This is a genomic window from Pseudobacteroides cellulosolvens ATCC 35603 = DSM 2933, assembly GCF_001262605.1.
Lineage (GTDB): Bacteria > Bacillota > Clostridia > Acetivibrionales > DSM-2933 > Pseudobacteroides > Pseudobacteroides cellulosolvens.
In genome coordinates, this window is record NZ_LGTC01000001.1 from 3,022,235 (window position 1) to 3,043,774 (window position 21,540).

The following is a 21,540-nucleotide window of genomic DNA, read 5'->3' on the forward strand; positions in this document are numbered from 1 at the left end:
CATTTTAAAATTATTAAGAACAGCAGAACTTAACCTACAGCATTGTTAATAATGGTAACGACTTTATTTTTGCTATCCCATTTGACTTCTCCATATAATAATTCTACAAATGACCTTAAAGGTATATAAATTCTGTTATTGATTATCTTTGCAGAAGTATCCATTTTAATTGTTTTTGGTTTATTGTATTCAGGTAAAGTTGAATACTCTACATAAGCCGTATTCTTTCCTATCTCAAAAGTAATAGTCTTAAACGGGTCACTAATTATTACTTGTTTTTTTGCTTTATTCCAATTGATTTCATAAAAATTGTACATTTCACAATTCAGCATAGCCCTTGCAGGTACAAGAACTCTATTGTTTCCATCAATAGTGGGTTTAGCGTCAGTAAATTTAATTTCCTGACCATCAACTATAACCTTAATAGCTTTAGAATTTGCTGCAAAAGTTACATTTACGGTAAGTACCATTACCATAAAATAGATTAAAACAAACATCTTTTTCATTATGTACACATCCTTAATAAAGTTTATTTACAACGTCTCATTATACAACAAAATATTGTTATAAGCGATAATTTTGTAGAAAAATGTCATATAAATTAACATAAGGATAGGGTGAGCTGCACCAGTAACAATAGCAACTCGTTTACACAGTTCAGATTTTCTGATAAACTATTCTTATATTAATCTTCATAAATTGGCAATTATGTTTCATATTTCCTAATACCATTTGCCAATTACACGGGGTCTCATTTAAGAATTGTTGAAATATAACTCTCATAATATGAAAAGCTATATTTTTCAACGTTTCTGAACTATAAAAAAATTATGATTGGAGGGAACATTATGAGAAAAAACTTAAAAACTGTAAGATCTTTGCTTCTGGTATTTATTGGAGTATGCTTACTTGTAAACGGAACCGTTTTTGTTCAGGCATGTAAAAACGGTTCATTTGTAGAATCAAAAGCAACCCCAAAGAAATGCAAAATTGAAAGGCCAAAGGATAAAGAAATTGTGAGCATGGAAGTCAGAGAAAAAGGGTTGAATGCTGATTTTTATTATGATAAGAATGCAAAATGCCAAAAAGCTATAATTGTCTTTGGTGGTTCAGAAGGCGGAAAATCATGGAGCAAAGATGATGCAAAAAAAAACAGAATGAGATTTTTAAGCAAGGGATATGCCGTTTTGTCTTTGGGCTATTTTGCAGTGGAAGGCCTTCCCAATACTTTACAATGCATACCTATGGAATATTTTAACACTGCTATTGATTGGGTTTTAAAGCAACCTGGAATTGATAAAAAAGGGGTTGCAGTTATTGGCTTGTCAAAGGGTGGAGAAGCATCCCTTCTTCTAGCAAGTCTTAATCCAAAGGTTAAGGCTGTAGTTGCACTTGTGCCTGCCTCAAATGTTTTCCAGGGATTAGGTGAGGATGTAAGAAGTTCATGGAGCTACAAGGGTGAAGATGTACCGTTTGCACCTTTTGTAATGAATGATGCATATTTCGAAGGATACAGAAAAATGAATGAGGAAGGTATTCTTGAATTTAAACAAGTTTATAAAGATGCGATTGCAAACCCAGAAATTGATGAAATGTCTGCCATTAAGGTTGAAAAATCCAAAGCAGATATATTGCTTATCTCCGGTAAAAATGATGTTCTGTGGGACTCGGAAGGAATGTGTCAAAAAATAATGAAAAGATTGAACGACAAAAAATACAAAAGATTCTATGAACATATTTCATACGAAACAGGGCATAACCTTTACGAAAATGAAGAAGAGTTATTTAGTGATATATTGAGTTTCTTAAAATCTCATTATGGATGTCAAAATTGAACCTATATATCTATTTAGAAGAAATTAAGATATTTAAGCAATTTAGAGGTTGGAGTTAATCCAGCCTCTCCTATCTCTTAATACTAGTATGGCATATCAGAGAACCATCCAATGGATTTTCAATACTTTTTAAGTATACATATGCCAAGAATTCCTGTGCCGTTTCAATAAAACCAGCCTGTATGATAAAACCAATTGATTTTCCCTGTACCGATGTCGGTTTTAAATGTTCAATAAATTTCATTACAATTCCCGGCATGGCATGAATGTAAAGAGGCAGTATGATAATTACTGTATCAAACTTCTCCAGATAATTGGCCAAATCCGTGAGATCAGAGTTTGCGATACTTTTTATTTAACAGGGCATTTTCATATTGTGCACAAATTCTTCACATATGATTCTTGTATTACTGTTTTGTGCATTTCCTTTCGGCGAACCGTTTAAAACTATTGTTTTCAACCTTTCCACCTCCCATCTGTATATTCTTCAATAGGCTTTACCAGTATATTTTTCGAGTAAAATTGATAAAACACCCGATTAATATAGGCTTTAAAAATTTCGCAATCATCCTCCGTTTGAAATTGTCCATCATAGTAAAATTCGATGTCAGGGTATTTCTCGTATCTTTTTACATGCATGGACTCACCTGTTTTGTAGGTGGTATATGGAAGGTAAAGAGGTATCATCCTATCGAAGAGACTTTTCAGCCTTCCTGAAACAAATCCCTTTGACACTTTAGCAAAATAAATGGCTTTATCGGCAGTTATGTATTCATGATAAAACTTGTTTAAATCTTCAAATACGCATTTCCCAGGGCTCTTCCACCAGCAGGACCAACATCCTGCACAATGAGTTACCTCCTGCTTTGATAGATCCAATGTATAAGTATTTTCGATTTCAATATTTGAGCATTCCTTGATTACTAATGTTTTCATATTCTGATTTACTCCTTTCGAACCGTTTATAATCATAGTATAAAGTAGGGTCTTACCCCCATGTCAATCATTCAAAAGGAATAAAAATTTCCATATATGATTTCGTTTCATTCGCCTTATATGTAATAAGGCGGATTATGGCAAATGCTTCTCCTAAAAGCCTTAAGCCTTTTTCGTTTGCATACTCATAGGATAATTTATGCATTATGGCCATCAAGTCTGAACGTTCTTTTGGGGGTTGTACCTCCTCTCTTACTGTATAAAAGCATTTGGGATATTGCAAAAAAACGCCGTTATCCTCCTTCTCATCAACAGCATCAACAATTATCATTTTTGTACCATTAATACCGTTTATATCAAAGGATATATACCTCATAATCTGTGACAGCATATCCGCATTATTGGAATAAATAATATCTATCACATTTTCATATTCCTCAACAGTAGCAAAATCAGATACTTCTCCATCAACTCTATATAGTGGTAAAGCCTTTATAGAAAATGTATTAAAGTTACTGCTTAAATCCATGCTAAATCTTTGAGTTTCTTCAATCCTTTTTAACATACACAGACCATCATATATCATTTTTTCCAGTTCATTTTTCTTGCTTTCCAAAAGAAATTGCATATCATTAAGATCGCTGTTCTTTAATAAATCCTGAATCTAGTGTATTGTCATTCCACGTTTTTTGTAAAAATCTATGATCATTATTTTATAAACATCAAAAAACACTATAGCTTCGGTAATTATTCTCATCATTCTTTTCGGGATTCAATAACCCCTTCTCCTCATAAAACCTAAGTGTATCTCTTAGAACTCCCAAATATTTCAAAAGTTCACCTGTGCGATATTTTTTAAACAATTCACAGCCATCTCCTTCCAATATATATGATACATTTATTTGCCAACAAGCAATTAATGCATATAGTATTATATATCTCCTAGAATTATTAACTTCCCATCTAATAAATCCTTATCACAAGCACTCCATCCGAAACATCTATATAAATATTTTTACCCTCACTAACCTCTCCACTTATTATCTTTTTCCCTATTTCTGTCTCAATGAATTTCTGCATGTACCTCTTTACAGGCCTTGCACCAAATACAGGAGTATACGCATTTTGAGCCATAAACTCCTTTGCCTCCATGGATACTTCAAGTCCTATACGCCTGTCATCAAGACGCCTTCTTATATCAGCCAAAGCCAGGTCAATAATTTTAACTATTTCTTCCCTTCTTAATGGCTTAAAAAGAACAATTTCATCCACACGGTTTAAAAACTCAGGCTTGAAGTGCCTGTTAAGCTCTCCGTAAACATACTCCCTTGCTTTAATGTCAATTTCACCATTTTCGTCAATTCCACTTAAAAGATGCTGGCTTCCCAGATTGGAAGTCATGATGACAACAGTGTTCTTGAAATCAACCGTCCTTCCCTGGCTATCGGTAAGCCGTCCATCATCCAAAAGCTGAAGAAGAACGTTAAATACTTCAGGATGGGCCTTTTCAATTTCGTCAAAGAGAATCACGCAATAGGGCTTTCTTCTCACAGCTTCTGTAAGTTGACCTCCTTCTTCATATCCCACATAACCGGGAGGTGCTCCAATAAGCCTTGCAACTGCATGCTTTTCCATGTACTCAGACATATCGATTCGAACTACATTATCATCACTGTCAAAAAGAGACTGGGACAATGCTTTTGCAAGCTCGGTTTTACCAACACCTGTAGGCCCTAAGAATATGAATGAGCCTATTGGCCTTCTAGGATCCTTTAAGCCAGACCTGGCACGTATAACCGCATCACTTACAGCTGTCACCGCCTCATCCTGCCCTATCACTCGATTGTGGAGCAATTCTTCAAGATTTAAAAGCTTATCCCTTTCATTTTCCACAAGTCTTGTTACCGGTATTCCTGTCCACCTGGAAACAATTTCAGCTATCTCCTCTTCAGTAACTTCTTCCTTTAGAAGCACACCTTCGCTTGATTTTTTACGAACTTTTTCCTCTTCAAGGCTTCTTTGCAATTCAGGAAGTCTTCCATGTTTTAACACAGCAAGCTTATCAAGATCATAAGACCTTTCAGCTTCTTCTATCTGCCTTTTAACTTCTTCTATCTGCTCTTTCAAGTTCTTCTCTCTTTTGATGTTTTCCTTTTCCAGTTCCCACTGTGCCTTCATACTGTCGGATTTATCCTTAAGTGATGATATTTCCTTCTCAAGGCCTGAAAGCCTTCCCTTGGAAATTGCATCATCCTCCTTTTTAAGAGCCTGACGTTCAATTTCAAGCTGCATTATTCGCCTCTGAATATCATCAAGTTCGGTGGGCATGCTGTCAATTTCCGTCCTTATCATGGCAGCAGCTTCATCCATCAGATCAATTGCCTTGTCTGGAAGAAAGCGATCACTGATATATCTGTTGGACAATACACTGCAGGCAATTATGGCACTGTCTGTGATTCTAACTCCATGATGGATTTCAAACCGTTCCTTAAGTCCTCTCAAGATGGAAATGGTATCCTCCACAGTAGGCTGATCCACCACAATAGGCTGAAACCTTCTTTCTAAAGCCGCATCCTTCTCAATATACTTCCTGTACTCATCAAGGGTTGTTGCACCTATGCAGTGAAGCTCTCCTCTTGCAAGCATTGGCTTTAATATATTTCCTGCATCCATTGCACCTTCAGCTTTTCCTGCTCCGACTATATTGTGAAGCTCATCGATAAAAAGAATAATTCTTCCGTTGGATTTATTCACGTCATTGAGAACAGCCTTAAGCCTTTCTTCAAATTCACCCCGATATTTTGCACCTGCAATCAATGAACCCATATCCAGTGCAAAAATTGTCTTGTCCTTCAATCCTTCCGGCACATCACCCTTCAATATTCTTTGAGCAAGTCCCTCAACCACTGCGGTCTTTCCAACACCCGGTTCCCCTATAAGTACCGGATTGTTTTTGGTTCTTCTGGATAATATACGTATGGCACGCCTGATCTCAGCATCCCTGCCTATAACCGGATCAAGCTTACCGCTTCTGGCAAGCTCCACCAAATCACGTCCAAACCTTTTTAAAGCCTCATAGGTCTCTTCCGGGTTTTTTGATGTAATTCTCTGGTTGCTCCGTACCTTGCCAAGGGCTGCCATAAACTTCTCCAGCGTAATCATAAAACGCCTGAATATTGCTTGTGAAGGTGAATTCTTCTCCTTTAGCAAAGCCATATAAATATGCTCAACACTGGTATAATCGTCATTAAATCGCTTTGCCTCATCCCGAGCATGAATTAGTATTTCATTAAAACGCCGTGTGGCATACATGCCGGAAGCTCCGCTTCCATAAACTTTTGGAAGCTTTTCAAGCTCTATCTCAATATCCTTTGCATACAGTCTGATGTCTTGTCCCATATATCCTATAAGTTTTGGAATAAGGCCATCCTCCTGCATTATCAATGCAAGATGAATATGTTCCCCGTCCACTTGCTGATGTCCCATACGGACTGCTATATCCTGTGCCGCCGATACTGCTGCTTGCACCTTTTCTGTAAAGCTATCCATGTTCATGTTTATCCCCCCTGTTGTTTTTATATTATCTAATGCTTTATGACTGTCTTCCTTTTATTCCTTTACTTAATCGTCCTCGCCTTATTTCTTTACTTAATCGTCCTCGCCTTATTTCTTTACTTAATCTTCCTCGCCTCGTGCACCCGCTAAAAGCAGAAGCCTTAAAAGGCTCGCCATTGCTACTGCAGCAGATGCAACATATGTCATTGCTGCTGCGTTCAATACCTTTTTTACAGGAGGTATTTCGTTATGGCTCAATACATATTCACCACGAAGCATGTTTACCGCCCTTCGGCTTGCATTAAACTCAACCGGAAGAGTAATAAGATAGAATGCTACAGCTCCTGTAAAAAGAATTATTCCTAGCTGGAGCAAATACTGCATATTGAACATCAAGCCAAATATGGCCAAGTACGGCCCTAATGTGGAGCCAATATTAGCTATGGGAACAAGACTGCTTCTTAGTCCTAACGGTGCATACCCAACTGCATGCTGAACTGCATGGCCAGTTTCATGGGCAGCAACCCCGATGGCTGCTAGAGATGTGCTATAATATACATTCTCTGACAATCTCACTCTTTTTGTTCTTGGGTCATAATGATCGGTTAATCTTCCTTCAATCGGTTCCACACTAACATCATACAGCCCATGCCTGTCAAGGATCATTCGGGAGACCTGTGCTCCTGTCATATTGCGGCTGTTTGACATTTGGCTGTATTTTTTAAAGGTACTCTTTACCTTAAACTGGCTAAATATTGCAAAAATAAATGCCGGAAATACAAGTAACATAAAATAACTATCCATAAATCCACCTCCATTCATATATGTATTCCCCAAGTTCCTATATTATTATTTATACAATTTCAGCGAATTATTTGCAACTTTTGACTTTGACCTTCTTTGACTTTTATATGTAATTCTATCACAATGGCAATAATTATCTTCTAATATCTCAAATTATCTTTATTTTTTAACAAAATTAAGAATCAATACTTTTAATATAGGTATAAAAAAAGCTGAAGCACTTTGTGCCTCAGCCTTTTGAACAACTATATCAATAAGTAAAACCGAATTTCTTTGCGAGAATAACAACGTCGTTCATATTAATAGATCCGTCGCCATCAAGATCACATTTTGAATCGTATAATGTATCGCCTGCAACACCGCCGAATGCTTTTGCCATCATTGCAACATCCATCATGTTTACGGCTTTATCTTTGTTTATATCTTCTTTTACACTTTCAGTAATGCTTCCTCCAACTTCATCAAGGAATTCTGTTACCCAAACCAACGGTGCATTCCAGTTGATTGTAATCTCATTACTTGACCATGATTCAATGTGGTCGATGAAGCATTTTTGTGGAGGCTTTCCTTTTATTCCTGCTTCCTGGATATATGGATCTTCACAACCTGAGTTTGGTCCGCCTGAAACAAATCCCGGAGGCACAGTTGGGAAGTTCTTGTTTGCCTGGTTTGCAAAGAAACGGTGGTGTGGATTTCTTAAAGGTTTTTCACCATATCCAGATATATACGACTTGTCGTTAGGATTACGTCCTAATAAGTAGTCAAAGCTTTCTGTAACACCGTTTATATACTTGCTGTCCTTTGTGAAGTCATATGCAACACCCATTACTACACATTCATTAAGTATGAATGAGTTTGAACCCCAAGTATAATAGCTTGGCTCCAATGGAGCTCCATAGCCTTCTTTTGCTTGAACAGCCATAAAGCTGTCTGCTGCTGCTATTATATTTTTCTTAGCAGTATCTATGTCAGCCTGTGGAAGTTTGTTTGGTGCCATTGCAAGTGTCAATGTTCCCAAACCGTTGGTTGTTCCCCAGTCAAAGCATCCTGTAATATTACCGAATCTTGAAGGCATCTTCAGATAATACTCAGAACATTCAGGACCCTGTATATAATCAAGATACTCACTGCTACCTGTTGTAACATATAATTCACAAGCAGCCCAATAGAAATCATCTTTTACATTTGAGTCACCATAGTCTCCACCGCCGCCGCCAAGGGATTGTGCGTACATAGCAGGATTTTCCATAGCCTTATCCCAAGCTAACTCAGCTGCTGCTAAAAGCTTTTCTGAATATTTTGAATCTATTATTTTCCATAAACGTGAACCTTGTGCAGCAGTTGCTGCCAAGTTCAATGTAGCTGCTGTACTTGCAGGATATAAATTACGCTCTTCTTTATCGTCAGCTGGAGCCAAACCTAACATTGTCCACTTTTTATCATTTATTTTATGTAATGCCATACCCGCATTTGGATAACCTTCAGGTATCTGCATCTTAAGGAGGAAATCCAATTCCCATTTACATTCATCTAAAATATCCGGTGTACCGTTATACTTCTCATTAACATAAATTGAGGATGATTTTGTATTTTCCGGTATAATAAGCTTACCATCTCTAAATGCTTGAGCAGCAACTCCGCCTACTTTTTTTGCCCTTTCATAAAGGTTCATAAGAGTCCAAACGGAGATACCGCCATTAACAACATATTTACCATGGTCACCTGCATCATACCATCCGCCTGTAACATCAAGGGTATACTCTCCTGTCTGAGGCAATGCTATTCCAACATCAGGAGCATGTCCTGCTGCCCTTGCCCATTGGGGTTGTGCACAGTATGGCATTTCAATTTTAATACCACTTCTTGAATGATAGAAATACCTCATTGCATCATACTTCATAACAGAATACAGATTTGTTGCAATATCAAATGGGTGGCTTGTGCTTTTACCCACAGTAATTTTGTATTCAGTTCCAGGTAACTTATAAGATGAAAAATCGATTATATGAACCTTGTCGCCTGATGCAGCGTCAAGTCCTACTACTTGGGTATTTCCTGATGCAACCACTACATTTTCCTTGTCTCTTAGATACCATTTTACCGGTGTGGTTGAATCACTAACCAAAGTAGCCTTTTTCTGACCGTTAGGGAAATACCCTACCTGGTTTACACGAACATCAGGTGCTGGTGCAAGTTCAGGTGGTATTGTTGGAGTAAACTGCTCATCCAAAAGATATACATCATCAATAGCAACAGTGTAAGGATAAATCTCACTGGCCATTTCACCACCAAATTGGAACGCCAATTCAACACCATCAATTGTATCACTAGCCATTACAAATGTTTGATCGATGAGTTTTTCTTCTCCACCAATCAATTCTATCGGTGTACTATCATTTGACCAGTATTCCTTATATGGTTCACCCTGATCGCCAATTTTAGCATATACCTTGCAGTCAACTGCAGAACGAAGTTTGAATTTTACTTGATAAGTATGACCTTTTTGCAATGTAATTCCTCTGTGTCTGAACTGTACATCCCATTTGTTAACACCAGGATTTGTAATTGTTAAAAGATATTCATTGTTAACAATCTTTCCTGATGCAACTCCAGGTGCGGATGGAACAGTTGTCCATGGCAAAGCAATTGAATTATTGAAATCACTTTGTTCCAACAAGTTACCTGCAAAGCAGGTCGTTTTAGCTGCCAAGACTAGTAGTATCAGCAGACCTAAAATAGTTAGCTTTTTTCTCATTTCTCTTACCCTCCTATAATTTTTGAAAAAGTTAAATAATATAAATTTCAGCTCAAAAGTATATTAATAGTGATTAACTTTTCATATAAACTTTTTGAACCGAATATATACCTTTTTATATAATATAAGTCATGAAAGCGGAAGTAATTTTTCATTCATGTATAAATAAATATTATATGATTGTACACTTACACCTTTAAACCCTTAAAGCAAATCTCTACCACTTAAAACCATTGGAAAATTAGATTAAAAACAATATAAGATATGATTTGATGAAAATCCTATATAGACTCTAAACACGAGTAATATTTGAATAGTGATTGTATTTTATCGAAAATTAGCTGCAAAGATATTTTACTATATTGTGGTATGTAATAAAACAGAGCAACGATATTCCATTTTCAAAGTTCAATTAAAGTTCAATTTTTAATATTACTTTCTCAAAGTAATGTTCAATCAGAACAAGTATAAACATAAACATACATCACAAAACAAATGTGATGCTGTTTACAGACGACTGCAATAAATTTTTACAAACATTTTGTAATATTACTTTTTCAATAGTAACTTTACTCTTATATCTTAATTTTACATGATATTTTAAGTCAGGTCAATTATAATTTGTCCATTTTAATCTATTTTATCAAGTCCAGCTTTTTCATGACCTCCTCAAATTTTTCAGTATTGATAGGTTTTGTTGCGTAAGCTTCGCTTCCTGTTTCAAAAGAATGATTAACAATTTCCAATTCATTTATTGCACTTGTCATTATAACTTTAACCTGTTTATTCTCAGGTATACCTTTCTGCTTTTCAATCTCCCTTATTGTTTTCAAAACCTTCATGCCGTCAAGCTTAGGCATCATAATATCCAGACAAATAAGATCATACTGCTTGTCGATATCAAACGATACCATAAACGCTTCAATAGCTTCCATTCCATCGACAGTTATGTCACACTCACCATACTTTGATAAAAACCTTGCCAAAAACTTCCTACTGGCCATATCATCTTCAGCTATTAATATTCTCATATGAGACCTCCTTCATTTACCTATAATACCCAACATTATTTAAAATTATTATTTTCTAAACTTTCATCTTTAAGCAAGTTAACCAGTTCATTATATAATATCAAAGCTTCATTAACATCTTCTCTTCTAGCGGCAAGTTCGATTCTGAACATCAGAGTCTTCAATATGTCAATGCCCATTTCTACTGCCAATAGCTTTAAATCGTGAGCATAAGACTCAATGACATAAATATCCTTTGCTATTATGGCCTTACCCAAATCCTCCGCTTTCTTTTTTATAAGCCCACAGCTATCTTCCGGCTCATCATCATTTTCAAATATTGTGGCCTCTTTACAATTCGTATCATTATCATCTAACGTGTTGTTAGGATTTATAAATTTCTCAATTTTTTTAAAAAACTCATTCATAATTATTGGCTTTGAAAGATACTCATCCATCCCTAAGTTCATGAATCTTTCCTTGTCACCATGAAGAGCATGAGCAGTAAGTGCTATAATTGGTATATGCTTCCCTGAGCTTTTCTTGGATTCCCTAATGAGTTTGGTGGCTTGAATACCATCCATTTGAGGCATTTGAACATCCATAATGCAAATATCAAAATCCTTCTCCATAATCTTTTGAACTGCCTCTATGCCATTATTGGCTACATCGTAGGTATACCCCCGTTCATCTAACATTCTGCAAATGACTATCTGATTAATCTTGTCATCTTCCGCCACAAGTATGTGAGCTGTATATTCAGATTTAACAATCTTATTCTCCTCAGAATATTGTGCAAAATTACCATGCCCAATTCCAAATTCAAGTACAAATGAAAAAGTACTTCCTACATTCTTCTCACTATTTACATCTATAGAACTTCCCATAAGCCCTAATAGTTCTTTGGATATTACCAGTCCAAGTCCCGTTCCACCATATTTCCGTGTATGTGACCCATCAACCTGCGTAAAGCTCCTAAAAAGTTTGTCCATATCATCTTTGGATATTCCAATACCGGTATCTATAATGGCAAACTGTACCTTTACAAAATTATTATTTCTGTTTACCAAGGTAATATTGACATCAACTCTACCCTTTTCTGTAAATTTCAATGCATTGCTTATTAAATTATTCAAGACCTGCACCAATCTGTTTGGATCTCCTATCAATTCAAGTGGAACACCCTTATCTATGTTGCACTTCAAATCAATCCCTTTTTCTTTTGCTTTTACAATATGCGATTTAATTATATTGTCACAAATTCTTTTAAGGTTGAATCTTATTTTTTCAACAATCATTTTACCTGCTTCAAGCTTTGAGAAGTCAAGAACATCATTTATTATTCTAAGCAGTGAATCTGCACAAGCCTTAGCAGTTTTTAAGTTGTCCTTTTGAATTGGAGTAAGATCTGTAGAAAGAGTCAAGTCAACCATACCTACAACTCCATTTAAAGGTGTCCTTATTTCATGGCTCATATTCGCAAGAAACTCGCTTTTCGCTCTATAAGCAGAGTTAGTAGCCTCCATTGCCTTCTTCATTTCCCGCTGTGCCTTTTTCTCCTCACTTATGTCAGAGCATATCAATGCAAAATATTCTTTTTCGTTTGAGTAAACCAAAGAGCTAATCCACTTATCTTCATTGTCTGGCATTCGCTGTTCAAAACGTATAACCTCACCGCCCAAGGCTACTTTACTATACTCTTCCAGCATGTTAAACTCAGTACTTTCAAAACTGCCGAATACATCAGAAGCCCTTTTGCCGACAACATCTTCCTTTACTCTGCCAACCATTCTGCAAAATTCATCATTAGCCTCCATTATATAGTAATCTATAGCTTTTTTATCAGCATCCATTATCAGTTTGTTATATGAAAAACCGTTCAACATATTCATAAAAAGGTTTCTATATTTTCTTTCATTAGCTTTTAGTTCATTTTCAATCTTTTTCTGATTTGTAATATCCTCTATTACAAGCATTGCACAATTGACATCTGACATTTTTATGGGTACAGCACTTATTTTAAAATGGTGTATAACAAAAACCCCATGATTATAGTGTCTAAAGATAATGCTGCGATCGACTACAGGCTCTGCCCTTTTCATAACACCGCTAATTGCCTTACGTAAAGGACATTCTATACACTTCGGACCATTTCTACAGCCATATTCCTTACTGTTTTCGCAGCTTATGCCATCACCAAAAAAATTGCCATTTACAAATTCAATATCTTTGTCTATCATTTTTAGGAAAGCATTATTTACATCCATTATTTTAGAGTCCCGGTCTACTATAATAAGGCCTACAGGTGCATATTGAAAGATACTCCTTAAGTTATTTCGCTCTTCTCTGAGTTCATCTTCCATCCTTTTGAATCTTGTTATATCTCTGAATACTCCAACAGCACCGCTTATTTGATCAAGGCCGCTTTTAATAGGTGCTATATTGGCAGATAAAAGTCTTCTTGTCCCATCCTTGGAAACTAATGCATAATAGCTTCCCAATCCGCTTTGTACACCTGTTCTAATTACCTTTTCAAATGGATTCTCAAGGTCCTCGCCAGTTACAAAATGTACAAGGACGAATACTTTGGTAATCTTCATCCCTGAAGCCTCATCAAAGCTCCACCCTGTAAGATTTTCCGCAGCCTCATTCATAAACAGTACATTACCCTCAGTATCAGTGCTGATTATACCGTCGGCAATACTGGTCAATGTTTTCTGCAAATCCTCAAACGAAAAGCTTTCATGCCTTTTTTTTAAATCTTCTTTCATAACAAGCCCTCTTAAACTAAATTTTTAAGGGCAGATACTGCACCCTTACCTCTCCTGTATCGGAATATAATGTTATTGTTCTACTGTTGTTTCCTCCTGTATCACTATAGTGTATATATAGATTAAGTGAGTTTAATGCCTTATTTACTGCTTCAATATTCTTCATGCCTATCTTAAACATGTCTGACTTATTTCTGGACTCTGCACCGCCATATATTTTTATTTCAAGTTCAAGTTTGCTGCATTTATAGTCGTTGCATAGTTTGTCGATAAGCATTGGAACCGCCGTATCTGCGTAAGTCCAGGGGTTATCCTTCATATATCCCTGACGAACATAGTGTTCAGGCAAAGAAATATGAACCATTCCTGCTACTTTCCTGATGGGTGAGTAAACCGTCATTGCTATACAGGACGAAAGGGCATAGGTAACTATAGATTCTCCATATTCATCTGTAACTGCATACTCACCTATTCCAATTACAATCACATATATCTCCCCTTACTTCTAAGTAAGCATTTTCACCGCAGAATATGCAGCTCTGGCTATTTCGCTAATTGTCACCTGCTTCTCAACAGCACCTATATCATATGCAACTTTCGGCATACCATAAACCACAGAGCTTGCCTCATCCTGACCGATTGTCTTAGCCCCGCACCTTCTCATCTCCAAGAGTCCCTTTGCACCATCCGAGCCCATTCCTGTTAAAATAATTCCTATAGCATTTTTTCCAGCGACTTTTGCAACTGAATCAAACAGCACATCAACAGATGGACAATGTCCGTTTACCTTTTCACCTTTAAAGCATTCTACTGAATATACACCCCCACCTTTTCTAAGCCTCATATGACTGTCACCAGGAGCAATAAGCACAGTTCCCGGAACAACCAAGTCACCTGTCTTAGCTTCCCTTACATTTAATGAACATGTGTTATTCAGCCTTTCAGCGTACATTCTTGTAAAAATAGGCGGCATATGCTGTACAATAACTACCCCCGGCATATCTTCAGGGAATTTCCGAATAACCTCGTATATTGCTTCAGTTCCCCCAGTGGATGCTCCTATCGCAATAATAGTATTTTTATTCTTTGCGTTAGCACTATCAAGTATCTTATCTGCCGGTTTATTATTTTTCCAATGGCCAAGCTTTGCTGTAGATGCTATTTTTATTTTAATAACAAGCTCATTTATTAGACTGTCCATATTGCTTCCATATCTGGCATCAGGCTTTGTAACAAAATCTACAGCACCGGCATTCAAAGCATCAAAGACGTTACTGCTCACAGCACTTACAACCACGACCGGCAGAGGGTACTGTGGCATAAGTCTTCTTAAAAACTCAATTCCATCCATTTTAGGCATCTCAACATCCAATGTCATAACATCAGGTTCAAATTCAATAATCTTATCCCTTGCCATAAATGGATCGGATGCAGTGGCAACTACCTCTATGCCTTTATCTTTCGCAATACCTCTTGCGATAGTTTCCCTAAAAACCAACGAGTCATCAACAACCAACACTCTTATTTTTTATTATTCATAACTATCACCTATTTTCTATAGACTGCTGGCATAATATATTTATACCGTGATTGTTCCCGGCCTATTGACTCAGAATGCCCAATAAACAGATATCCTCCCGGTTCTGTCATATCGTAAAATTTATTAATAAGAGTTCTCTTTGTTTCCTCATCAAAATAAATCATTACATTCCTGCAAAATATGACATGAAACTTCTTCTTGAATGGAAATACATTTTCCATCAAATTAAACCTTCTAAATATGACATTATCCTTAATTAGGCTTTTGATTTCATAATTCTCCCCATTCAATTTATTGAAATATTTAACCTTCCAGGTTGTCGGAAGTGATTCCATCTGTTCATTCAGGTAAACACCTGTTTTAGCCTTGTTAAGTACTGTTGTTGATATGTCTGTGGCAAGAAGTTTTGTGTTCCACTGTGCATTTTTACTTTCAAAATAATCGTTCATAATCATGCTTAATGTATAAGGTTCCTCACCCGTTGAACATCCTGCACTCCAGACCCTTAAATCCCTATCCTTAATATATTGTTCCATCCACGGCAAAACAACGTCTCCAAAAAATTTAAAATGATCGTTTTCTCTCATAAAAAAAGTATGATTTGTAGTAAGTTTGTCTACCAGATTTACTAATGCTTCACCTGTTTTATCTGTAATGACATAATCGTAAAGCTGAGAAAACCTTTCAAAACCTTTATCCTTTAACAAAGAACCCAATCTGCTCACTACAAGAGATTTTTTCTCAGGCCCAATCCTTACGCCATAATTCTTCTTTAAAAAATCGGTTATTAACAAGAATTCCTTGTCGGTAATGCTCTTTAGGATGTCCACTTCCACTCAATTCACACCTTTATAATGTAATCATAGATAACAATATACTGCATTTCAACTTAAATATTCAAAAGCGATTGTGCATCGTCATCATTAATGAGTTTTTCACAATCCAACAGCAGCTTTACATCATTTCCAACCTTCCCTATTCCCTTTATGTATTTGTTGTGACTGTTTGCATTAACCTCCGGGGGAGGAACAATATCCTGTGCCGATATATCAAGTACGTCAGAAACTGCATCAACTATTAATCCAATTGAAATATCCCTGACATCGATTACTATAATGCATGTCCTATCATTATAGTCATGCGGCTCTTTTTTGAACCTGAGCCTCACATCCATTACAGGAATAATTTTACCCCTCAAATTTATGATACCTTTAATGTAATGGGGTAATTCAGGAACTTCTGTAATTGGTTGAATGCCAATTATCTCCATTACATATCTTATCTCAACTCCATAAAACTCTTTTCCCAACGAAAATGTTAAGAATTTATCCCTTTGGGAATCCTCACCTATTAAATCCATTTCCTCTAACAATTCAGCCATACTTTATTCTCCTTTCAACTTAGTTATTAATTAATAATTACCTGACCAATTTTACCTGCCTTTTACAAGTGCTGCAATATCAAGAATAAGGCTTATTGTGCCTTCCCCAAGAAGTGTACATCCAGCTATCCCCTTAACCTTCTTTATGTACTGCGGAAGTGCTTTAACTACAACTTGCTGTTCGCCTAAAAGCTCATCAGCAAACAGACACACAGTATCCATCTCGCTTTCAACCATTATTGTGATACCCTCACTGATATTGCTGATAGAATCTTTTATATTAAATAACTTGTGCATCCTTAAAATAGGATAACAATCTCCGCGAACCATAATCATTTCATTGCCGTCAGGATCAGTTATAAGTTCATCCTCCTTTACCCTGAAGGACTCTTTTATTGATGTTATAGGAATTGTGTATGTAGAATTACTTACACGTATATTCATACCGTCAATTATTGCCAGTGTCAGTGGTATCCTTATAGTCATTGTTGTACCTTCACCAACTGTGCTGTCTACATTGACTGCTCCACCGATTTTCTCTATGTTGTTTGATACGACATCCATACCAACTCCCCTGCCGGAAAACTCTGTAACATTCTCTTTGGTAGAAAATCCAGGCAAAAATATCATTGAAAAGACCTCCCTGTCGGAAATATCCTTATTTGTATCCTGAATAAGGCCATTATCAATTGCTTTCTGGAGTATTTTTTCCTTATTGAGTCCCCTGCCGTCATCCTTGACAATAATTATTACTTCTCCACCCTCATTTTTAGCCTCCAAGGTTATTTTACCTTTTAAGCTCTTGCCATTTTTTATCCTTTCTTCCCTTGTTTCAATACCATGATCTATTGAATTTCGGATAAGATGCATGAGAGGATCGGAAATATTCTCAATTATGTTCTTGTCAACCTCTGTTTCTTCACCCAATATTTCCAAATCTACATCCTTGTCCAGCTTTTTGCACATATCCCTAACAATCCTATTCATCTTTTGGAATGTTGCAGATAAAGGCACCATTCTTATTGACATGACAATATCTTGAAGTTCACTGGTAATCTTTTTTAATTGACTGGCTGCCTTATTAAAGTTCTCCAGACTTAAACCTTTTAAATCAGGATTGCTTGTAACCATAGCTTCTGAAATTACAAGCTCCCCCACCAGGTCCATCAGTTTATCCAGCTTATTTACATTAACACTTATTATGTTTTGCAGTAAAGATTTATTAGCCTGATCCTTTTCTTTCTCCTTTTCAGGCCTTATAACTTCCGATGTTATTGGTCTGTCACTTTCAAGATCAATTACTGGTTTTTTCTTTACTGAATGTGTTTCATCGTTATTATCTACAATTTCTAGTTCAAGTTTTTTAAGAATAGCGTTTCATTAAGAACCTTTTCAATATCTTCGTAGGGTTTATCGCTGCAAAAGAACATCTTAAATCCGCTTTCCTTAATAATCTGTGAACTTTCCTCATTTTCTATAATATCTGCTGGCTCGCTCTTTATACCCTGAGCCAAATCCTTCAAAGAGTGCAAAATTGAAAAAGCCCTTATATTCTCCATCTCACAGCCATCTTCAAAATATACCACAGCCTTATAAGAGTTTTTCATTGAACTTTCACTTAAGCTGTCAGTTATAAAATATTTCTGTTTTTTGGAGCCATCCTTCTCATTAACATCATCATTATTTTCATGCACGGCAGTGCTGCCGCCGATGCTCTTCAATTCCCCAAGGAATTTCTTAATAGTGTTTACCAGATCACTTGAGTCACCATCCGGTTCAATCCCACTTTCAATTTTTGAAAGCTCCTCCTTTATAAAGTCTGTACATAATAGAACTAAATCACTTAGCTTTATGTAGTCAACATTTTCAGGTTTTGATTCTCTCAAATAGAAAAAAAGGTCTTCTATTGAATGTGCAAGTGTAGAAATTCCATTGAAAAGCATCATAGCGGATGAACCTTTTATTGTATGCATAATTCTGAATATTTCATTAATAGCTTCCTGAGAATAACAATTGGATTTTTCACTGTTTATAATTAGCTGTTCCAATTGTTCAAGAAGCTGATTAGTTTCAAATTTATACATTTCCAGCATAGGTTCCCTGTAGCCATTCGACAATCAAATCACCTCTCTCAATTATTTCTTAACTTCATCACAACGAATTCAAAACCTTCAACACATGTTCTTCCTTAAACGGTTTTACAATAAAATTCTTTGCTCCTGCAACCACAGCATCCCTCACATATACTTCCTGACCCATAGCCGATACAATAATTATATTAGCTTTCGGGTCCAATTCCTTAATCTTTTTGGTTGCTTCTATGCCGTCGAGAACAGGCATGGTTATATCCATTGTAACGATGTTGGGATTAAGCTCCATATACTTCTGAACAGCCATAGCACCATTCTCCGCTTCTCCGATAACCGTAAACCCGTTCCTTTCAAGCATCATTTTCAGCGATGTCCTCATAAATGCTGCATCATCGACAATAAGTACACTTGCCATATAATCACTCTCCTGGATTTTGTGACGTTACATTATTTATTTGAAAAAAATTACATTATATAGTATTATATTAGGAATAACTAAAATGAAACTATAGCGTAAGTTATTTTTGATCATGACTTGCTGCAAAATTATAACTGATAAATTTACTATATAAATCTATAATAATATCGTCATGCTAACAATTAATATTAATAACAAAAATAAGCAATCGGATTATAAAAATTATAAGGAGGTACATTATGAATCAACCCTATGATATGCCTTTAAGTGAACTGGAAAATTATTTACCGCCCTTAACTAGAGAAAAAGATTTTAGTAAGTTCTGGGAGTCCTCTCTTGAAGAATTAAATTCTATTCCTTTGGAATATTCTCTAGACCCAGTTGATTATCCTGCAAAAGGCATAAAAATGTACAAGCTAAGCTTTAAAGGCTTTAATAATTCTAATATATCAGGATGGTTTGCGATCCCTGAATCCCAAGGTCCGCATCCTGGTATTCTCCATTTCCATGGATATAACTGGGCTTTTGATGGAAGGCACCATGATGTTGCTAACTATGCACTTCGCGGCTATGCAGTACTATTTATGTTTTGCCGCGGTCAGCAAGGTGAAAGCATTGATAATGTCGTATCCCCACACGGCCATAGCATTGGCTGGATGTCAAAGGGCTTGTTATCACCGGAAAAATACTATTACAGGGCAGTTTACATGGATGCTGTCAGGGCTGTAAACATACTTGCATCTATTGAAGGAGTAAACAAAGATAAGATCGCTGTAGTTGGAGAAAGTCAGGGAGGTGGATTAGCTTTAGCTACCGCCGCATTATCACAAATTCCCATTCTTTCAGTTACTGAGTATCCGTTTCTTTCCCATTTCAATAGAGCAATAGATATTTGTCCAGAGGGACCATATGGTGAATTAAATGAATTTCTCAGACGTAATTCAGATCCACAAATTGAGATTGATGCTAAAAGAACCCTATCATACTTTGATGTTATGAATCATGCACCAGATATTAAATGTCACTGTCTGACATCTATTGGCCTTGTTGATCAAATAACTCCTCCTTCTACTGTGTTTGCCGCATTCAACCACTTGAAATGTACAAAGGAAGTTTCCATTTTCAGATATTTTGGGCATGAATATATACCGGGATTTGTCGATAAGAAACTTAGAACATTAATGGAATTCCTTCAAGCCTAGGAAATTTTGGCATAACTCCGGGCAATTTTGTTATCAAATGCTTCCATGAACTGATTAAAGGTGATAATATATTAATGTCCAAATAACAGATAAAACTTAAGGAAAGGTGATAAACATGTCTACAGACGAAAAAAACAATAACTTGGAGGAAGCTTTAGAGGTATCCTCAGATATAATGGAAAAGAAACAAAACTGGGCAGGCTTTGTTGAAACAACCGTTGTTAACTTTTTTGTTGAATGCAAGCTGGAAAAGCTCAATATTGAAGATGGCAGAGGTAATAAGGCAAAGCTGGCTAGACAAAAAGACGACACAATAAAGGTAGAGTACACCTCCACAACAACATTATAGTTCCCTGGGCATAAATAAAGTGATTTTGTAGCTTTTTAGCATAAACTACAAAATCACTTTTTTAATATTTCAATCATGCCTTACTTAATGCTTATGGTTATTAAGATGGTCACTACAGTATTCATAGTCGCTTCCACATGTACGGCAGTATCCGAATTTCAATTGCGGGTAATCCTCAGATGTCCTCCCGCAAACTCTGCATATATGAATGATTTTGAAATTCTTCTCAGGTACGATGACTTTGAACTTCTTTCTCTTTTGTTTCTTTATCAGTTTCTTAACTCTTGGCTCAACCCAATTTAAGTACATATCCCTGCCAAAAAATACAAGAAAGTTAGCAAATGACAATATTGCAGCAATTTTCACATAAATCGGACTAAACACAACAGAGTACATCACGTATAGAATTTCAAACCAGGCAATATACTTGATCTTTATAGGTATGATGAAAAACAATAGAAGTTTGAAATCTGGATTAATATAAGCAAATGCAAGAAAAACGGATAACATGATGAATTCAGATGTTCCATCTCCGGTAATAAATGCAGCTACAATTGCTGATATCATGCCTATTAAATAATAGAGTGTCAGCTTAAAGCTGCCCCAATGCCTTTCCAAAGCTGTACCAAATATATAAAATATGTACAGCATAAAAATTATAGCAATAACACCCAAAGCCGGAGGAACAAAAATGAAGGATAAAAGCCTCCAGACTTGGCCTCCAAAGACCTTTGAAACATCCAGTCTCAACAAATCATATACCCTACCCTGCGAAAACACATTTAAAGCAAACAATATAGCTGTAGCAATTACTATATATCTTACCAATCCAGGTATGGAAAAACGTTTGTACTTCCTTTCAAGCTTATCTATCCAGTTCATTCAAACATTCCT

General features: G+C 36.2%; 19 protein-coding genes and 1 pseudogene. 3 read left to right on the forward strand and 17 right to left on the reverse strand.

The features are described 5' to 3' along the window. Window positions 1-29 precede the first annotated feature (29 nt). Complete coding sequence (locus Bccel_RS12260) at window positions 30-506, reverse strand: copper amine oxidase N-terminal domain-containing protein (RefSeq protein ID WP_036942544.1); 477 nt, start codon at window positions 504-506, stop codon at window positions 30-32. Between the two features lie 342 nt (window positions 507-848). On the opposite strand from Bccel_RS12260, the gene Bccel_RS12265 reads away from it, so the two are divergent. Continuing rightward, entirely contained in the window at window positions 849-1,835 is a 987-nt protein-coding gene (locus Bccel_RS12265; protein WP_036942547.1) for an acyl-CoA thioester hydrolase/BAAT C-terminal domain-containing protein, read from the forward strand. Between the two features lie 70 nt (window positions 1,836-1,905). Here the strand turns inward: Bccel_RS12265 and Bccel_RS32340 are convergent, their stop codons facing one another. From Bccel_RS32340 to Bccel_RS12335, 15 genes and pseudogenes are all read right to left on the reverse strand, one after another. After that, window positions 1,906-2,190 (reverse strand): NAD(P)H-dependent oxidoreductase, encoded by a 285-nt coding sequence (locus tag Bccel_RS32340; protein ID WP_338053629.1) that lies wholly within the window; start codon window positions 2,188-2,190, stop codon window positions 1,906-1,908. Window positions 2,191-2,291: 101 nt separating this feature from the next. Continuing rightward, window positions 2,292-2,771: a flavodoxin family protein gene (locus Bccel_RS12275; RefSeq protein ID WP_036942551.1), complete on the reverse strand. Its 480-nt coding sequence runs from the start codon at window positions 2,769-2,771 to the stop codon at window positions 2,292-2,294. A 67-nt stretch (window positions 2,772-2,838) separates the two neighbouring features. After that, the gene (locus Bccel_RS12280; protein WP_160317716.1) at window positions 2,839-3,336 is read right to left on the reverse strand and encodes a hypothetical protein; all 498 of its coding nucleotides are present in this window, start codon (window positions 3,334-3,336) and stop codon (window positions 2,839-2,841) included. 157 nt (window positions 3,337-3,493) lie between these two features. Continuing rightward, entirely contained in the window at window positions 3,494-3,634 is a 141-nt protein-coding gene (locus Bccel_RS30225) for a MerR family transcriptional regulator (RefSeq protein ID WP_160317717.1), read from the reverse strand. Window positions 3,635-3,734: 100 nt separating this feature from the next. Beyond that, window positions 3,735-6,326, reverse strand: coding sequence for an ATP-dependent chaperone ClpB (gene clpB / locus Bccel_RS12285; RefSeq protein WP_036942557.1), 2,592 nt, complete (start codon window positions 6,324-6,326; stop codon window positions 3,735-3,737). A 120-nt stretch (window positions 6,327-6,446) separates the two neighbouring features. Continuing rightward, window positions 6,447-7,130, reverse strand: a complete 684-nt coding sequence (locus Bccel_RS12290; protein WP_081926973.1) for a zinc metallopeptidase — start codon at window positions 7,128-7,130, stop codon at window positions 6,447-6,449. A gap of 250 nt (window positions 7,131-7,380) precedes the next feature. Next, window positions 7,381-9,885, reverse strand: coding sequence for a glycoside hydrolase family 9 protein (locus Bccel_RS12295; RefSeq protein ID WP_036942563.1), 2,505 nt, complete (start codon window positions 9,883-9,885; stop codon window positions 7,381-7,383). Between the two features lie 635 nt (window positions 9,886-10,520). Next, window positions 10,521-10,916, reverse strand: a complete 396-nt coding sequence (locus Bccel_RS12300; protein ID WP_036942566.1) for a response regulator — start codon at window positions 10,914-10,916, stop codon at window positions 10,521-10,523. Between the two features lie 35 nt (window positions 10,917-10,951). After that, the gene (locus tag Bccel_RS12305; protein ID WP_050753408.1) at window positions 10,952-13,666 is read right to left on the reverse strand and encodes a PAS domain-containing hybrid sensor histidine kinase/response regulator; all 2,715 of its coding nucleotides are present in this window, start codon (window positions 13,664-13,666) and stop codon (window positions 10,952-10,954) included. A gap of 16 nt (window positions 13,667-13,682) precedes the next feature. Beyond that, window positions 13,683-14,153: a chemotaxis protein CheD gene (locus tag Bccel_RS12310; protein WP_036942568.1), complete on the reverse strand. Its 471-nt coding sequence runs from the start codon at window positions 14,151-14,153 to the stop codon at window positions 13,683-13,685. A gap of 18 nt (window positions 14,154-14,171) precedes the next feature. Next, window positions 14,172-15,182 carry a protein-glutamate methylesterase/protein-glutamine glutaminase gene (locus Bccel_RS12315; RefSeq protein WP_242857011.1) on the reverse strand — a complete coding sequence of 337 codons (1,011 nt, stop codon included), beginning with the start codon at window positions 15,180-15,182 and terminating at the stop codon, window positions 14,172-14,174. Window positions 15,183-15,214: 32 nt separating this feature from the next. After that, on the reverse strand, window positions 15,215-16,042 hold the full coding sequence (locus Bccel_RS12320; RefSeq protein WP_242853133.1) for a CheR family methyltransferase: 828 nt from the start codon (window positions 16,040-16,042) through the stop codon (window positions 15,215-15,217). Between the two features lie 53 nt (window positions 16,043-16,095). Further along, a complete protein-coding gene (locus Bccel_RS12325; RefSeq protein WP_036942578.1) occupies window positions 16,096-16,587 on the reverse strand; it encodes a chemotaxis protein CheW in 492 nt (163 codons plus the stop codon). A 51-nt stretch (window positions 16,588-16,638) separates the two neighbouring features. Beyond that, window positions 16,639-18,704, reverse strand: a pseudogene (locus Bccel_RS31465) (chemotaxis protein CheW). A 34-nt stretch (window positions 18,705-18,738) separates the two neighbouring features. Next, the gene (locus Bccel_RS12335; RefSeq protein ID WP_036942584.1) at window positions 18,739-19,092 is read right to left on the reverse strand and encodes a response regulator; all 354 of its coding nucleotides are present in this window, start codon (window positions 19,090-19,092) and stop codon (window positions 18,739-18,741) included. 242 nt (window positions 19,093-19,334) lie between these two features. On the opposite strand from Bccel_RS12335, the gene Bccel_RS12340 reads away from it, so the two are divergent. Together Bccel_RS12340 and Bccel_RS12345 are read left to right on the forward strand one after the other, a co-directional pair. Beyond that, window positions 19,335-20,297: an acetylxylan esterase gene (locus Bccel_RS12340; RefSeq protein ID WP_036942586.1), complete on the forward strand. Its 963-nt coding sequence runs from the start codon at window positions 19,335-19,337 to the stop codon at window positions 20,295-20,297. 115 nt (window positions 20,298-20,412) lie between these two features. Continuing rightward, complete coding sequence (locus tag Bccel_RS12345; RefSeq protein ID WP_036942587.1) at window positions 20,413-20,646, forward strand: hypothetical protein; 234 nt, start codon at window positions 20,413-20,415, stop codon at window positions 20,644-20,646. Window positions 20,647-20,730: 84 nt separating this feature from the next. Here Bccel_RS12345 and Bccel_RS12350 read toward each other — a convergent pair whose 3' ends face one another. After that, window positions 20,731-21,528, reverse strand: coding sequence for a rhomboid family intramembrane serine protease (locus Bccel_RS12350; protein ID WP_036942596.1), 798 nt, complete (start codon window positions 21,526-21,528; stop codon window positions 20,731-20,733). Between the last annotated feature and the right edge of the window lie 12 nt (window positions 21,529-21,540).

Excerpts from the sequence above, each read along its gene's own strand:
- Bccel_RS12340 (WP_036942586.1), top strand. The coding sequence starts at position 19,335 with ATGAATCAACCCTATGATATGCCTTTAAGTGAACTGGAAAATTATTTA.
- Bccel_RS12345 (WP_036942587.1), top strand. The coding sequence starts at position 20,413 with ATGTCTACAGACGAAAAAAACAATAACTTGGAGGAAGCTTTAGAGGTA.
- clpB (WP_036942557.1), bottom strand. The coding sequence starts at position 6,326 with ATGAACATGGATAGCTTTACAGAAAAGGTGCAAGCAGCAGTATCGGCG.
- Bccel_RS12275 (WP_036942551.1), bottom strand. The coding sequence starts at position 2,771 with ATGAAAACATTAGTAATCAAGGAATGCTCAAATATTGAAATCGAAAAT.
- Bccel_RS12260 (WP_036942544.1), bottom strand. The coding sequence starts at position 506 with ATGAAAAAGATGTTTGTTTTAATCTATTTTATGGTAATGGTACTTACC.
- Bccel_RS12290 (WP_081926973.1), bottom strand. The coding sequence starts at position 7,130 with ATGGATAGTTATTTTATGTTACTTGTATTTCCGGCATTTATTTTTGCA.
- Bccel_RS12300 (WP_036942566.1), bottom strand. The coding sequence starts at position 10,916 with ATGAGAATATTAATAGCTGAAGATGATATGGCCAGTAGGAAGTTTTTG.
- Bccel_RS12350 (WP_036942596.1), bottom strand. The coding sequence starts at position 21,528 with ATGAACTGGATAGATAAGCTTGAAAGGAAGTACAAACGTTTTTCCATA.
- Bccel_RS12335 (WP_036942584.1), bottom strand. The coding sequence starts at position 19,092 with ATGGCAAGTGTACTTATTGTCGATGATGCAGCATTTATGAGGACATCG.
- Bccel_RS12305 (WP_050753408.1), bottom strand. The coding sequence starts at position 13,666 with ATGAAAGAAGATTTAAAAAAAAGGCATGAAAGCTTTTCGTTTGAGGAT.
- Bccel_RS12295 (WP_036942563.1), bottom strand. The coding sequence starts at position 9,885 with ATGAGAAAAAAGCTAACTATTTTAGGTCTGCTGATACTACTAGTCTTG.
- Bccel_RS12325 (WP_036942578.1), bottom strand. The coding sequence starts at position 16,587 with ATGGCTGAATTGTTAGAGGAAATGGATTTAATAGGTGAGGATTCCCAA.
- Bccel_RS12280 (WP_160317716.1), bottom strand. The coding sequence starts at position 3,336 with ATGTTAAAAAGGATTGAAGAAACTCAAAGATTTAGCATGGATTTAAGC.
- Bccel_RS12265 (WP_036942547.1), top strand. The coding sequence starts at position 849 with ATGAGAAAAAACTTAAAAACTGTAAGATCTTTGCTTCTGGTATTTATT.